We start from the raw sequence: 14,212 nt of genomic DNA, 5'->3' as shown, positions 1-14,212 counted from the left end.
CGGTCAGGCCCGGTTGAGCACCGCGTGCACGGTGTTCGCGACGCGGCGTGACCGTGTCTCCGGCCGTTTGGCGTCGGTTATCGCGGTCACGTGCTCGCGGCGAAGCGAGAAGGCAAGCTTGTCGAACGCCTCCCGCACACCAGCTTCGGCGAGCGCTGCTGCGAGATCGTCGGGGACGTCGACCGTCCGTTCGGCGTTGTCCCGCTCGACGGTGACGAGCACCGAATCGCCTGGATGTTTGCTGAGTTCGTTGCGTATCGACTTGAGAATGCCGAGGCACGGGCCGGCACCCATGTCGACGACCGAACCTTTGTACGGAATGCCGTCGAACGTCGCTTCGACCGGAATTCGTCCGCCTCCACCGAGTGCATCGACCACGGCCGCCGGAACTGCCACGTAGGCTCCGCCGCCGCCGGACTCTGTCGACTTGATCTGCGCCTCGAACTCCTCCACCGACAGCAGAGTAGTCCAATGGAAGGCCGGGCCGTGACGACTCGGGCCTACGTTTTGCTTCTGCCTGCCGCAATCCACACGGCGACGAGCGTCAGCACCCCGCCGACCACCACCGTCACGGTCAGGGTCGCACCACTCGCAGGGACGATCGCGTCGAGTAGCAAGGCGCCGAGAAGTTGACCGGCGATGACGCTGAGGCCGAGCAGCAGCACGCCGAGCGTTCGCACCAGCACCGCCGCGGCAGCGATGTGCGCGATGCCGAGCGTTCCGCCGACATAGAGCCACCAGTCCGTCGGCGGCGTCGACGGCCAGCCCCGGACCGTCAGCCCGATCGCCGCGACGATCACCAGCGCTGTCGTGCCCGTTGCGAAATTGATCCACGTCGCAACCATCGGACCGCCGACAGCGGCGACGCGACCGTTCACTGCCTGCTGCCAGGCGAGACCGATACCCGCGATCGCAGGCAGGACAGCGAACAGCAACGCGCTTGCGTCGGCGTCGATCCGACCTGAACTTGCGACGGCGACAGCAATCAAGGCCAGCGCGGCACCGAGCACACGATTGCCGGTGAGCGGACTCGATTCGGCAGGACCGAGTCCCGCGCGGTCGACCAACAGACTGCTCAGCAACTGGCCACCGACAACGGCGACGGTGAATACGGCGACACCGATCGTCGAGATCGTAATACCTTGGCACGCAACGTAAAAAGCACCGCACACGCCGCCGATGCACTGCCATGGCGCAAGGGTTTTCGTCCGCACCGCAGTGCGCACCTCGGCCAGCCGGTTCTGCATCCGTTTGCTGAAAGCCAAACCGATGCACAACAGCACGAACCCACTGCCGAAGCTGATCACCGCGGCTGCGACGCCATCGTCCAAACGCGCTCCGAGGGCGCCGTTGAGACGCGACTGACCGGCGATCGATACACCGACCAGAATCGCGACGACAACACCGAAGCGTTGCGAATTCACTTGGCCAATAGTGCCATCCGTAGTGGACTCGCCCGACAGGGCCGACGAGGGGTTAGCCGCCCTCGGGGTCCTCGGGCACCGCCGGCGTCGTTGTGATCACAGCGGGGGCCGTTGTCGTCGGTACGACCGGTGCGAGTGTCGTCGTAGGTGCCGGCGTCAGAGGCGCGGGCGCCGGTGTCAGCGGTGCAGGCGCAGGCGTCAACGGCGCAGGAGCCGGATTGAGCGGCGCCGGAGCAGGATTCAGCGGTGCAGGCCTCGGGTTACCTGGTTCGACGGGCGCTGCTGGCGGCGGTACAACCGCCGGCGTCGTCGCACTCGTACTGGTCGCGCTTGTTGTCGTCGTTGCCGATTTGGTAGTGCTGGACGTATCGGACGGTTTCGGATCACCGTCATCGGATCCACAAGCACCGACGAGTAACAGCGCGGCGCAACTAACGGCAGCAATAATCAGGCGTTTCAAGACTGGACCCCTCCATTGTCAACATGTACCGAACAGCCGATCGTTGCCGACGCTACTGTTCTGCCGCACGGAATCTTGGCGAATCGGCAAAAGTCAGCGAACGGTTGCCGACGCGGCCGACCAGGTGTTGCACGAATCCAGCGACGTCCGACCCGCACCCTTCGTGAACCACTCACCGAAGTTCCTCGGCGAACCGTGGTCGGCAGGCCTGCCCGGCGCATCGCCACGGGTGTAGTTGTCGCGCTGAGCTACCTGAATGCTTGCGATGTCGAAGTTGGTTCCAACGAAGATCCCCGACAGGCACTGCGCCTGCAGTTCGGTCCGTCGTGACACCTCGAGTCCGTCGGGCGTCTCCCTGCCCAACAGCGTGATCATCTCGGTCGCTGCGCCCAACGTGCCGCTCAATTGCTGCAGGTGATGACCGTATTCGTGGGCGAGCATGCTGATCGCCGCTGTCGGAATCGCATTCCTACCCGCATTTGTGCCCTGATAGCTCGACGGCGCCAGATAGATCGTTCCGTCGCAGTAGAAGCTGTTCTCCTCGGGCGGGCGACCGCAGCCCAACGACGCGACTGTCGCCGACACCTTCAACTCGGGAGCGGTGAACGGGATCGACAGCCGCGCGAGAACTGGTTGCCAGGTGGAATTGAGGCAGCCCATCGCTACGTCGAGGAACGTGCGGACGGTGGCATCGTCCTCGGCCCACGGAGGTAGTACACATGCCTGCTTGCGCAGTGACACGGCCGAGGTGAGCGAATTGTTGCCTATTCCGACGACCGAATTCGGGCGTAGTGACGTGGCCGCGGCCGACGAACTCGGTGCAACCGTGCTGGCAACGGGTTTCGTCGTACTCGACGCCGCGCCGGACATCACGTACTGCGACCCCCCTTCGGAATCGCCGACCATCCGCGCGAGAAGCAACAATCCGGCCAGAACGAGTCCCGCCACAACGGCAACCGACGCGATCACCAGCGGGCCGCGTCGATGCCGTTCGATCACCCGGTCACTGTAGGGCCATGTGACTGGCGCGGTAGCCACTTCGGCACAAGGGCGGCCGCGAGGACCACCGGTATCCCGAGCAGTGCGACCAATACCGGCGTCGACAGCCACACCGACCCGAGCGCGACGGCGGCGAAGATCGCCAGACTGACCACCTCTGCCATCAAACTCGATGCCGACGTCACAGTCGCGCGGGCGGGTCCCTCGATCGCGTCCTGCAAGCGGGCTTCGCTGACGATGGTCGCGTTGGTGATGATGCCGTAGCCGACTCCGATTGCGGCGAACCCGATTACGCCGAGGATCCCGGGTCCGCCGATCAGGGCACCACCTGCCAGCGCGATGCCGGCAACGACGACACCGCGAGCCATCGTCGACGCCTTCATCGACGCCGTTCGACCGGCCAGCGCGGAGCCGACGAGCGAACCCGCGACGGTCAGGCCGATCAATATCGGAATGAAACCTGTTGCGGCGCCATTGTCTTCGGCAAGCAGGCCGAAGTACTCGTCGATTGCCGTGAACCCGAACAGCAACGACGACAGCAGCACGCCGCGGCGAACGGTTTTGTGCCGCAGCGCTTCCGTGACACCACTGCGCAGCATGGTGAGGTAGGTGCTGCTCGGGGCGTCGGTGGCGACATCCGGTTCGTCTTCGTCGTCGTCGATTTCGGCGACGGCGGCAACGGATGCTGCCTTCGGCGCACTTGGCAACGAGGCGGCCAAAAGTGCGGCGCACAAAGCGACGGCGACGCTCGACGCGCCGACCAACCCGTAGCCACCCCAAGCGAACAGCGGTGCTGCAGCAAGGATTCCCAGCAGGGCCCCCGTTTCGGCCGCGGAGTTCGCGAACCCGATGATGCGCGGATACTCCCGTGTCGCCGAGCGTGCGGCCAACTCGTCGTACAGCAGCGCCTGGAAAGTTCCCGACTGCAGTGAGCCGCCGATACCCCACAGCACGAAGCCGAGCGCAAAGCCCGCATACGAGGGAAAGACGGTCCAGACTGCGAAGCCCGACGCGGTTACCAGCGCGCCAAGTACGAGCAGTCCGCGACGGGAGACCGTGTCCGCCCAAGCACCCGACGGCACCTCGAAAACGAACGCGGTGACCGACCAGATGAACAGCAGCGACGAGATCTCCGCTGTGTCCAGACCATGGTCGGCGAAGAGCAGCGCGTAGAGCGCGTACAACGGGATCAGTTCACCGACACCGGAATACGCGATCGCGCGAACGGCAAGCGAGCTATTGGAACTGGGTCAAGTGTCGCCGCTGAAGAATCGCATGCGTCCACTCTGGCAACGAACCGACCGAGCCGTCAAGGCATTAGTTCGGCGGCACCTTCCAGTACCAGACGGCATCGGCTTCGGCCCGGATGCTCTCCAGCAGAGCTCCCCTACGCGTGACTTTTACGTCGATTGCCCGATCCAGCCTGTTCGCCAGACGAAAGTCGTTGTCCTGCTCGACCGTCGTCGTGTCGATTCGGTAGGTACCCGGAACGAAGCCGGGCAGCACGGTGACCAGGTGGTTTCGCGGATTCTCGAGTTCGAACGCTGTCTCGCGGGAATCGATCGTGAGGGTGAATCGATAGCCGTCGTCCGGCACGGGTGTCTCGGGACCCGGACCTGCCGAGCCCGAACCCGACGAACCGGTATCGGGTGCAGCCGCGGCAGGTTGAGCAAGGAGGACCGCTGCGCATCCGATGACGATGACGGTGACGACGGAAATGACCGCAGAAACAAGTGCCCGCAACATGCTCAAAACGATATAAGGCCGCTCCGCGGCTTGTGAGTCCTTTCGGAGGGCGGAACCGCCGAAAAGACTCACGAGGCGCGGAGCGCCATAGACTTACCGATCAGTACGAAATGGCCCTACTCGAGGAGCAGCGTGTCCAAGATTCGCACCGAGCGCGACGGCAGGGTCCTCACGGCGACGATCAGCAACCCGCCGTACAACTTTCTCACCGGCGAGATCATGAAGGAACTGCACGAACTTCTGCTCGAGATCAACGGCGATCGCAGCATCGGCACCGTGGTCCTCGCGAGCGATCTCGACGGAATCTTCATCTCGCACTTCGACGTTCGCGAACTTGCCGTCGCGCCCGACGTCCCGATGGACCAAGGGGTACCGCATGCTGTCGCCAGCGGAACATTGAGGCTGCAGGGTGTCATCGAGCAGATCCCCGGCGCCAGAAACGCGCTCAGCAAAACTGCGGCCGCGGCTGTTTCCGACCTCCTGCATTTCCACGAGACCTGCGCCTTGATGCAGCGCATCGACAAGGTGCTGATCGCGTCCATCAACGGTCGCGCGCTCGGCGGTGGCTCCGAACTCGCCCTCGCCTGCGATATCCGGATCATGGCCCAGGGCCCGTTCCAGATCGGTCAGCCAGAAGTGCTCATCGGAATCATCCCCGGCGGCGGCGGAACGCAACGCCTGCCGCGGGCGATCGGACACGGACGCGCGCTCGAGCTACTGCTCGAAGGCAGGCCCCTGAGCCCGATGGAAGCCCTCGACATCGGCTACGTCAATCACGTCGTTGCACCCGGCGATCTCGTCGAGTTCACCAACATCACCGCTCATCGCCTCTCCCGTCGGTCCAACGATGCCGTCGCCGCGATCAAGCGGACGGTCAACGGCGACGCTTCGCTCGCGAAGGGGCTGCACGCCGAACGCTCGGCCTTCCTCTCGACCGTCTCGTCGAAATCGGCGCGCACGGCGATGCGCGCCTACATCGACCACATCGACGCGCTCGAAGCCGCAGGCGAGGACCTCAGCATCGAATCGCTCGGGCAGTGGCTCGACGGGACGGCGTACGACTTCAACGCCTGAGCAGCGTCAGGGCGGTGACCCGTCAGGGCGCTGTCAGGACGTCCGTTCCGACGAACGGCACCAACGCCGCAGGAACGCGAACCGAACCATCGGCCTGCTGGTGGTTCTCCAGAATCGCGACGATCCAGCGTGTGGTGGCAAGGGTGCCGTTCAACGTCGCCGCGACCTGCGGCTTTCCGTTCTCGTCGCGGTAACGGACGCCGAGGCGACGGGACTGGAACGTCGTGCAATTCGACGTCGACGTCAGCTCTCGGTAGGTCTGCTGGGTAGGCACCCACGCCTCGCAGTCGAACTTGCGAGCCGCCGACGATCCCAGATCACCGGCGGCGACGTCGATCACCCGGTACGGCACCTCGATCGCCGCGAGCATGTCGCGCTCCCATCCGAGCAGACGCTGGTGTTCCGCGTCGGCGTCCTCGGGCTTGCAATAGGTGAACATCTCGACCTTGTCGAACTGATGCACCCGAATGATGCCGCGGGTGTCCTTGCCGTAGCTGCCCGCCTCGCGACGGAAGCACGACGACCAGCCCGCGTAGCGCTTCGGCTTCTCGGCGAGGTCGAGGATCTCGCCGGAGTGGTAACCAGCCAGCGGCACTTCCGACGTTCCGACGAGGTAGAGGTCGTCGTCCTGCAGGTGATAGACCTCGGCAGCGTGCGCGCCGAGGAAGCCCGTTCCGGCCATGATCTCCGGTCGCACCAGCACCGGCGGAATCATCATCGTGAAACCGTTGGCGGTCGCTCGCTGCGCGGCGAGCTGCAGCAATCCGAGCTGCAACATCGCGCCGTACCCGGTCAGGAAGTAGAACCGCGCGCCGGACACCTTGGCGCCACGTTCCATGTCGATCAGATTGAGCGACTCGCTGAGCTCGAGGTGGTCCTTGGGTTCGAAATCGAAGGTCGGTACGTCGCCGACCGTCTCGAGAACGACGAAGTCGGCCTCGCCGCCCGCCGGCGCACCCTCTTGCACGACGTTCGAGATCGCACGGTGCGCGGCGTCCAGAGCTGCATCGGCCTGCTGCTGAGCAGCCTCGGCCTCCTTGACCTTCGCCGACAGCTCCTGCGCACCAGCGAGCAGAGCCGGCCGATCCTCCGGACTCGCCTTGCCGACCAGCTTGCCGCGTGCCTTCTGCTCGGCGCGCAGATTGTCGGCAGCGGCAACCGCAGCGCGTCGGGAGGCGTCAGCTTCGAGCAAGGCGTCCACCAGGGCCGGATCTTCACCCCGTGCTCGCTGCGACGCACGGACTACCTCTGGGTTATCGCGCAGAAATCTCAGGTCGATCACGCCTGCAAACCCTACTTTGGCCGCTAACTGCTGGTCATTCGGGTTTGCGCTTGAACCTGTCGACAAGGTCCTCACGGCCGAACATCTCCGCGGTTTCGACTGCGGTCGGGCTGCCGCCGGTCGGGTCCGCGCCGGCTGCGAGCAAGGCGTCGAGGACGTCGTCGTGCATCTTGAACACCACTCCGGCCAACGGCGTCTGCCCCTTGTCATTGGCCTGATTGACGTCGGCGCCACGATCGACGAGCAGGCGCACAACGTCGAGGTGGCCGTGATAGCTGGCCAACATCACCAACGTGTCGCCACTCTGATTCGACATGTTCACTGGGACACCGGAATCCAAGTACTCGGCCAGTGTCGCCGCGTCGCCGCTGCGTGCCATCGTGAACAGCCGATTGGCAAGATCATGGACGTCTTCGCTCATAGGAAGTCAAACTACGCTGTGCGCCGCAACGGCGACCGGGCATGATGGAGCCTGATGTCCGAAGAAAATGCACCCGCCGACAAGACTTCGAATGCGAAAGCTGCACTGAGCAGACTGCGCTCGAAGCTCATCCCGAATCGACCCGCGGCTGCCGAGGGAACCACTCCCGATGCTGCTGGGGATTCGACGGCCGAGACCGTCAACCTGTCGAAAGTCGACGATGGAATCGGTCCCGATGGGACTGCACCCGAATCTGTCGCTGTCGAAGGAGCCGATCCGGCCGCTCCCAGCCCAGCCAAGCGGCACATGTCGGCGAGCACGACGCGGCGCGTTCTTGCTGCCGTCGCCGTCGGCGCAGTCGTTGCGGCTGTCGGAACGATAGCGATTGCGGGTGGTTTCAAGAAGCCGACTGAACTCGAGACGCACCAACCGGGCGAAGATCCCAAACTCTCCGCGGTCGAAGGCGAAGCGTTCGGAACTGCGGTGCAGGGCGACTGCCTCACGTGGACGACCAGCACCGAGGACATCGGCAAGATCGACTGCAGCGAACCGCACCAATTCGAAGTTGCATCGGAACTCGACCTCAGCCTCTACCCGGGTCGCGAATTCGGGCCCGGTTCGGCCTTCCCCGGCGTTCTGCGGTTCACCGAGCTACAAGACGAACACTGTGTACCCGCCGTCGACGCCTATCTCGGCGCCAAGTTCGACCCGCAGGGCAAGTTCGACGTCGGACTGATCTTCCCGAGCGAAGCAGGCTGGAACGCTGGTCAGCGCACGCTGCGCTGCGGCATCAAGTTCGCGAAGACGAACGGTGCACTGATGCCGATCACCGGGACTGTGACCGGACAGGACCAGTCGAAGATCTGGGAAACCGGCACCTGCGTCGGAATCGACCGCAATCTGCCGACCGATCCCGTCGATTGCTCGCAACCACATGCCTTCGAGGTGTCCGGCATCGTGGATCTCACCACTCAGTTCCCCGGCGGTCCGCCGTCGTCGGACGATCAGGACAAGTACCTGACCGATACCTGCGCCAAGATCACCGACGAATACCTCGGCTCCCCTGACACGCTGCGCAACAAGACCCTGACGATGTTCTTCCCGAGCGTCGAGCCGATGAGCTGGCTCGCAGGCAGCCACCGCGTGAACTGCATGGTCGGCAAGGGGTCGGGCGCAGAGGGTTTCGCGCCGATCGTCGGAACGGCGAAGGGCGATATTCTGATCGACGGTCAGCCGCCGGTTCCGCCGCCCGCCGTCCCCGAGGGACGTGCGCTGCCGACGCCGTTGCCCGGCGCCGCACCCGCGCCGATCCCGGGCGCAGCACCCGCACCGCGCTGACCATGTCGGTTGTAATGTCCGACGACCGCTTCGAGGAGCTGGTCGGAGAAGCGCTCGACCTCATCCCGCCGGAGTTGGCGAAGGCGATCGACAACGTCGTGATCCTCGTCGACTCACGCAACGAGGACGAGCCCGGCCTGCTCGGGCTCTACCACGGCATCGCCCTCACCGAACGAGACAGCTACTACGGCGGCTCGCTGCCGGACACGGTCACGATCTACCGCGACAGCATCCTGGAAATCTGCGCCGACGAAGACGAGGTCGTGCACGAGGTCGCTGTGACCGTCATCCACGAAATTGCGCACTACTTCGGCATCGAGGAAGACCGGCTCCACGAGCTGGGTTGGGGCTGAGCTGCGAAGCTGTGTCGGTATCGGCGGCTAGCGTGAATCGGGTCCGCACATGGTCGATCCAGGAGGTAGCCGATGTCGCATCCTGTCGTGCATTTCGAGGTAGTAGGTAAAGACCCAGCGCGGCTTCGCAAGTACTTCGGCGAGCTCTTCGGCTGGGAGTTCGACGTGCCATCGCCGGTGGCGCAGGAAGTCTCGGAACCGGACAGCTACGGATTCGTCGACTTGATCACCACACCGGACGGCTCCGGCATTCGCGGAGGTATCGGGGGTGGCGCCGAATACGAGAGCCACGCCATCTTCTACGTCGGAGTATCAAACGTCGAGGCCGCTCTGCAGCAGGCAGAAGCACTCGGCGGTAAGCGGGTGATGGGACCCGCAACATCTCCGCGCGGACTAGTTGTCGGACACTTCACCGATCCCGAGGGGACTCTGATCGGCGTTGCCGGAACCGCTTGAATCACGGTCGGCTGTTGCAATACGCGGCTGAAGATGTCGTGATCAGTTGCGAGACTGCGGTAATGGACGAGTTGGACGCCAGGCTGCAACGCATCGGGCAGCATCATTTCCGCGCGAAGTTCCGGCTTCGCGGGCGGGACCGCGCTGTGGTCGATCTGCGCGGCATCGCCACTGTCCGCAAACATGCCGAGGACTTGATCGCAGCCAGGCTTGCCCCGGCCGAGCCACGCAACGATGGCCGCCAGACGCCCTACCGCGGACATCCCGTATTCGTCGCCCAGCACGCGACCGCGACATGCTGTCGGACCTGCCTTGCGCGCTGGCAAGACATCCCTGCCGGTCGTGCACTCGCGGACGCGGAACGCAGCTACGTCGTGGAGGCGATCTGCCGATGGATCGTGGGTCAGTACACGCCGAAGCTACCTCCGACCTGACGCAGATTTTCTTCGACACCGATGGAACCGATCGCGATCGCGTCGCGTCCTAGTCATCGAGGGGGCATTTCTCGGTGATTCGCACACAGGCGGACTCCGGCCCAACGGTGACCGTTAGCGAAGGAGTCCGAGACGATGACCGGTCCGGAAGTAGTCGTCATCCCCGAGATCGTGCTGGCAGCAGCAGCCGAACTCGACGCACTCGCAGGTCGGCTCGAAGTCACCGCGGCGACGGCGGCACCACTGACCCACGTAGTGCCTGCCGGTAGCGAAGAGGTGTCGGTGCTCGCATCGACGTATTTCAATCGGGCTGCCGCAACACACGACACCGCACTTGCCGCCGCGATTGCCGAGCTTCATTTCGCGGCCAACACGCTGCGTACGCAGGTCGCGTCGTACATCGCCGAGGATCTGGCCAACGCGGCGACCATCGCCGCCACAGTCGTTTGAGAATTCACGTAGTTATCGAGATGGGGAATCGATCGTGACTTTTGGTATCACCGGCGTCTTCTGGCTGCCGCGCACCGCAACCGTCAACTCGACCACGCTGTGGGCCGGCGCCGGGCCCATTCCGCTGTCGACGGCCGCGCCCGCATGGTCGGCGATCGCCGCCGCATACGGCGACGCATCGTTCACCGTCACCAGGGTGCTTGCCGAGCTGGCCGTCGGGTGGCAAGGCATCACGTCCGTCGGCGCCTTGGCCCGGCTGGGTGGCTTCAAAATCTGGGCCGACCAAGCCGCTGCGACTGCAATCGTGGCATCGACCAAGGCCGGAGCAAACGCGATCGCATCGACGACCGCACGCGTTGTCATGCCGAGCCTGCCCGAGATCGTTGCAGTTCAGACGGCCAAGGCTGTCGCGTACACGACAGGTGGCGTGCTGAACGGCACCGCCGAAGTGGCCGAAGCTGCCGACCGCGCAATGGATCTGCGTGCCGCGCTCGTCATGGAAGCCTACGAAGCCGCAACGACGACCGTCGTCGTCACGCCGACCGAATTCGTCCCGCCTCCACCGATCGCCAACGGTCTTTCCGAGGCAGGCAATGCCGATGCCGCTCAACAGGGTTCGACCAACCCCGTGCAGGCAGCCGCACTTGCAGCGGGCGCGTTCCTGCAGAACCCCGCAGTGCAGAGTGCTGCCGCCCAGGCCGGACAGATCGCGGGTTCGACCGCGTCGACTGCAGTGTCGGTCGCAAGCAATGTCGGCAGCAACGTCGCATCGGCCATGACCGCGCCGGGTACGTCGACGCCGTTTATGGGCTCACCGATGTCCGGACCGCTCGGCGGTCGTGGCGATTCGAACCCAGGGTCGTCGGTCCGGGCTGTGTCGTATCCGAGCGGAATGCCGGGAGCGACGGGCATTTCACTTCCCGAAGGCTGGGGTCAGCACTCGAGCCCGATCGCAAACGGCTCGCCGGCACCAGCCGCGCCTGGAGCGACGCCGCCCCCGCAGCCCGGCCTCGGCCCGATCGGCACGGCCGACTCCGCCGCGACCCGCGCGGCCTCGTCCGGGGGCCCGATGCTCGGTCACCGCGGTGCCGATGCGTCCGATGACGACGACGAGCACTCCTCGCCCGACTACCTCAAGAACTTCGAGCACTTCGCAGACGGCCGAACAGTGATCCCATCGGTCATCGGCGCCGAATCGGAGCACGCGCGGTGATCGATCTCGGAACCTCCTCCACGGCAACGACGTTGGGGCGAGCAACCCTCTCGGTCGACGAGCTGGACCTGCTGCTCGACCTGCTCGGAATCGACGAACTACCTGTCGTGCTCGACTGGGGTCCACGGTTCGACACGAAGCCCGCACGCGACGCCGCCTTCGAGCGTGCCGACGAATCACTGAGGGCGCGAGGCGCACTCGTCGACGGCGAGGTCGAGGAAGGTCTCGCCGACCGGCTCCGCGCGTTGGCCCGCCCACATTGGGTCCTCGCCCTGCGGTTGTTCGTGGGCGACACGATCTCTCGGCTCGCCATCGCGAAGGGTGAATCGACGTCCGTGCTCGCCCTACGCGGACCGGACGCGCTGATTCTCGACGACGTCGGTACGTCAGCGGTCGGCAACGACATCGCAGGGATCATCGCGACCGCTCTCGGACCTGCCCAGGCCTTGGACTTCGGCGGCCTCAACGCCCCGACTCAGCAGTTGGGCGAAATCTTCGACGACACCCGCGACGCCGCCGTGACTACGCGGAAGTTGTCGGCGATCGGCATACCTTCTCGCGATTCGAACACGATCGCAACGGCGATGGTCCACTGTTTCGCACACGCCGAGATCGTCGGCGTCGTCTACTCCGACGGTTCGCGAGACACCGCTGACGGACACCTCGCAGTCTTCGACACCCGCGGTGGCCGCTTCCTCGCAACAGCGAGCCGAGCGCAGGACGGCACCAAGTGGTCGGCGCTGAGTCCGGGTACGAATGCAAGACTGCGCCAAGCCGTCAGCACCCTTGTTGCGTCGCTACCGGACCGTGCGGAATTCGCGCCGCAGCCCGCCTGATTCGAAGTCAGCCCATCGGATCGTCGGCAACCGGACTGACGTCGTCGGCAAAAGGCGGGTCGAACCGTCCCCACCGCACGCACTCCCAGCCACCGTCGGCGGTCGGTAGCAACTCGACGGTCTCGGTGTTGTCGAGATGATTGTTTGCGGCGAACAGGCCGGGAACATTCGAAAGATGGCGTCCGACAAGCCGAACTGCCGCGCCGTGACTGACGACGACCACGTCGCCCGACTGTCCGTCGTCGAGGTACTTGCTGCGCAACTCACCGACGACCGGTAGGTAGCGGGCAAGCACTTCGTCAGCCGATTCGCCACCGGGTGGTCGGGCAGTCGAATCACCCGAATGCCAGGCGTGGAAAACGGCTTTGAACGTCTCGTGCGACGCCGTGTCGGACCGGTTCTCCAGATCGCCGGCCTGCACCTCGTGCAAGCCGTCCAGCACCTCGACCATCACGGCCGCGCCAGCTTCGATACATGCGGCCTCGATACGGCTCGCTGTCTGCTGCGCCCGCAACGCCCGCGACGACACCAGAGCTGCCGGGGCGCGTTCGGCCAACCGCCGACCCACCGCCTCCGCTTGCGTCACGCCGAGTTCGGTCAGCGGCGCGCCGGGCAGTCGGGTGTCGAGTCGCTTGGCGACGTTGCCCTCGGTCTCACCGTGCCGGACGAGAATGAGCCTGCCTGTCATAGGTCGGCCGTCCCTTCGCGAAGATCGGCGAGCCATGCCGCGGCGTCCTCGTCCGACGGCGGCGCAGTGCCGCTCGGAACCGCGGCGGCCCACGATCCGAGGAATCGAACCGGTCCTGTGCGGTGCAGAGCTTTGAGCGTCTCCCCGACAGCGGGGTCGTCGACGTGCCCGACGCAGTCGAGGAAGAATCGGTAGGTGCCCATGCCGGTGCGTGTCGGGCGCGATTCGATTCGGATGAGATCGACCCCGCGAGTGGCGAATTCCGCGAAGGCACGCATCAAAGAGCCCGGCTCGTTGGACAGTTGAAAAACGACGGCGGTGCGGTCGGCTCCGGTCGCGGCAGGCGCACGACGGGGCGGTGTCACGTACACGAACCGCGTGCGGGCGCCGTCGTGGTCGGCAACACCGTCGGCGAGCGTTGCGAGCTGTAAACGCTTGCCCGCCAACGCCGTCGACACGGCGGCATCGCCGATTCCCTTCGAAACATCTTCGGCCGCACCGGCATTCGACGAGGCGACCTGCACCTCTGCGTTCGGCACGTTCCGTTCCAGCCACAACCGAACCTGTGCCGTAGCAACGGGATACGCACGAATCGATGTGACCTGCTCGAGTGTGGTTCCGGGTCGCGCGAGAATCGAGAAACTCACGTCCAGCTCGGTTTCGGCCACGATCTGCAATCGCGAACCGACAGCGAGGGCGTCCATCGTCGCCGAGATCGATCCCTCGACCGAACTCTCGATAGGTACGACGGCGCCGTCGGCCTTACCTTCGCGGACGAACTCCAAAGCGGCGGGCTGGCTCGGTGCGGCGATTCGTTCGACGTCACCTCCGAAGATGCCGGTCGCCTCCATTTGGGCGAGCGCCATCTCGGTGAAGGTCCCGGACGGTCCGAAGTAGGCGATTCGCTGCACGCCTTCGAGGTTACGCAATCGGACCCACGACCAACCGCATGCAGGGGATGCGTTGGGAAGGCGTTCAACTTTTGTCATCGCGACGGCAAACTGGCGAGGAAGATGAAACCGTCGTCGCACCGAGGAG

Annotated in this window: 18 protein-coding genes; 8 read left to right on the top strand and 10 right to left on the bottom strand. The window is 65.0% G+C overall.

Going from position 1 to position 14,212, the window contains the following annotated elements; all coding sequences use genetic code 11:
- Window positions 1–3: 3 nt before the first annotated feature.
- The 6 genes from JGU71_RS13400 to JGU71_RS13375 form a co-directional block, all read right to left on the bottom strand.
- Entirely contained in the window at window positions 4–453 is a 450-nt protein-coding gene (locus JGU71_RS13400) for a YdeI/OmpD-associated family protein (RefSeq protein WP_199704668.1), read from the bottom strand.
- Window positions 454–500: 47 nt separating this feature from the next.
- Entirely contained in the window at window positions 501–1,424 is a 924-nt protein-coding gene (locus JGU71_RS13395; protein ID WP_199704667.1) for a DMT family transporter, read from the bottom strand.
- Between the two features lie 52 nt (window positions 1,425–1,476).
- Window positions 1,477–1,884 carry a hypothetical protein gene (locus JGU71_RS13390; protein WP_199704666.1) on the bottom strand — a complete coding sequence of 136 codons (408 nt, stop codon included), beginning with the start codon at window positions 1,882–1,884 and terminating at the stop codon, window positions 1,477–1,479.
- A 93-nt stretch (window positions 1,885–1,977) separates the two neighbouring features.
- Window positions 1,978–2,883 carry a neutral zinc metallopeptidase gene (locus tag JGU71_RS13385; protein ID WP_199704665.1) on the bottom strand — a complete coding sequence of 302 codons (906 nt, stop codon included), beginning with the start codon at window positions 2,881–2,883 and terminating at the stop codon, window positions 1,978–1,980.
- Window positions 2,880–4,067 (bottom strand): MFS transporter, encoded by a 1,188-nt coding sequence (locus JGU71_RS13380; protein ID WP_233529202.1) that lies wholly within the window; start codon window positions 4,065–4,067, stop codon window positions 2,880–2,882. The genes JGU71_RS13385 and JGU71_RS13380 overlap by 4 nt, the downstream gene beginning before the upstream one ends.
- Window positions 4,068–4,200: 133 nt before the next feature.
- Window positions 4,201–4,629, bottom strand: a complete 429-nt coding sequence (locus JGU71_RS13375) for a hypothetical protein (protein ID WP_199704664.1) — start codon at window positions 4,627–4,629, stop codon at window positions 4,201–4,203.
- Between the two features lie 132 nt (window positions 4,630–4,761).
- Here JGU71_RS13375 and JGU71_RS13370 point away from each other — a divergent pair, with 132 nt between their 5' ends.
- Window positions 4,762–5,703: an enoyl-CoA hydratase/isomerase family protein gene (locus tag JGU71_RS13370; protein WP_199704663.1), complete on the top strand. Its 942-nt coding sequence runs from the start codon at window positions 4,762–4,764 to the stop codon at window positions 5,701–5,703.
- Window positions 5,704–5,725: 22 nt separating this feature from the next.
- Here the strand turns inward: JGU71_RS13370 and serS are convergent, their stop codons facing one another.
- A complete protein-coding gene (gene serS / locus JGU71_RS13365; RefSeq protein ID WP_199704662.1) occupies window positions 5,726–6,985 on the bottom strand; it encodes a serine--tRNA ligase in 1,260 nt (419 codons plus the stop codon).
- A gap of 34 nt (window positions 6,986–7,019) precedes the next feature.
- The gene (locus JGU71_RS13360) at window positions 7,020–7,406 is read right to left on the bottom strand and encodes an ankyrin repeat domain-containing protein (RefSeq protein ID WP_199704661.1); all 387 of its coding nucleotides are present in this window, start codon (window positions 7,404–7,406) and stop codon (window positions 7,020–7,022) included.
- 306 nt (window positions 7,407–7,712) lie between these two features.
- Here JGU71_RS13360 and JGU71_RS13355 point away from each other — a divergent pair, with 306 nt between their 5' ends.
- The 7 genes from JGU71_RS13355 (at window position 7,713) to JGU71_RS13325 (ending at window position 12,486) form a co-directional block, all read left to right on the top strand.
- Complete coding sequence (locus tag JGU71_RS13355; protein WP_199705270.1) at window positions 7,713–8,744, top strand: septum formation family protein; 1,032 nt, start codon at window positions 7,713–7,715, stop codon at window positions 8,742–8,744.
- Window positions 8,745–8,746: 2 nt separating this feature from the next.
- Window positions 8,747–9,097 (top strand): metallopeptidase family protein, encoded by a 351-nt coding sequence (locus JGU71_RS13350; RefSeq protein ID WP_199704660.1) that lies wholly within the window; start codon window positions 8,747–8,749, stop codon window positions 9,095–9,097.
- A gap of 72 nt (window positions 9,098–9,169) precedes the next feature.
- A complete protein-coding gene (locus tag JGU71_RS13345) occupies window positions 9,170–9,553 on the top strand; it encodes a VOC family protein (protein WP_199704659.1) in 384 nt (127 codons plus the stop codon).
- Between the two features lie 62 nt (window positions 9,554–9,615).
- Entirely contained in the window at window positions 9,616–9,987 is a 372-nt protein-coding gene (locus JGU71_RS13340; protein WP_199704658.1) for a DUF4186 domain-containing protein, read from the top strand.
- Window positions 9,988–10,122: 135 nt separating this feature from the next.
- The gene (locus JGU71_RS13335; RefSeq protein ID WP_199704657.1) at window positions 10,123–10,437 is read left to right on the top strand and encodes a PE family protein; all 315 of its coding nucleotides are present in this window, start codon (window positions 10,123–10,125) and stop codon (window positions 10,435–10,437) included.
- Window positions 10,438–10,471: 34 nt separating this feature from the next.
- Window positions 10,472–11,650 carry a PPE domain-containing protein gene (locus JGU71_RS13330; RefSeq protein ID WP_199704656.1) on the top strand — a complete coding sequence of 393 codons (1,179 nt, stop codon included), beginning with the start codon at window positions 10,472–10,474 and terminating at the stop codon, window positions 11,648–11,650.
- Window positions 11,647–12,486 (top strand): ESX secretion-associated protein EspG, encoded by an 840-nt coding sequence (locus JGU71_RS13325; RefSeq protein ID WP_199704655.1) that lies wholly within the window; start codon window positions 11,647–11,649, stop codon window positions 12,484–12,486. Before JGU71_RS13330 ends, JGU71_RS13325 begins: the two co-directional genes overlap by 4 nt.
- 7 nt (window positions 12,487–12,493) lie before the next feature.
- Here JGU71_RS13325 and JGU71_RS13320 read toward each other — a convergent pair whose 3' ends face one another.
- Window positions 12,494–13,174 carry a histidine phosphatase family protein gene (locus JGU71_RS13320; protein WP_199704654.1) on the bottom strand — a complete coding sequence of 227 codons (681 nt, stop codon included), beginning with the start codon at window positions 13,172–13,174 and terminating at the stop codon, window positions 12,494–12,496.
- Window positions 13,171–14,085, bottom strand: coding sequence for a prephenate dehydratase (pheA, locus tag JGU71_RS13315; protein ID WP_199704653.1), 915 nt, complete (start codon window positions 14,083–14,085; stop codon window positions 13,171–13,173). The genes JGU71_RS13320 and pheA overlap by 4 nt, the downstream gene beginning before the upstream one ends.
- Window positions 14,086–14,212: the final 127 nt, after the last annotated feature.

It is taken from the genome of Antrihabitans stalagmiti (genome assembly GCF_016482825.1).
In the GTDB taxonomy this organism is placed as follows: Bacteria; Actinomycetota; Actinomycetes; order Mycobacteriales; family Mycobacteriaceae; genus Antrihabitans; species Antrihabitans stalagmiti.
Note: the sequence above shows the minus strand (reverse complement) of the source record. Positions and strands in the feature narration are given on the sequence as shown.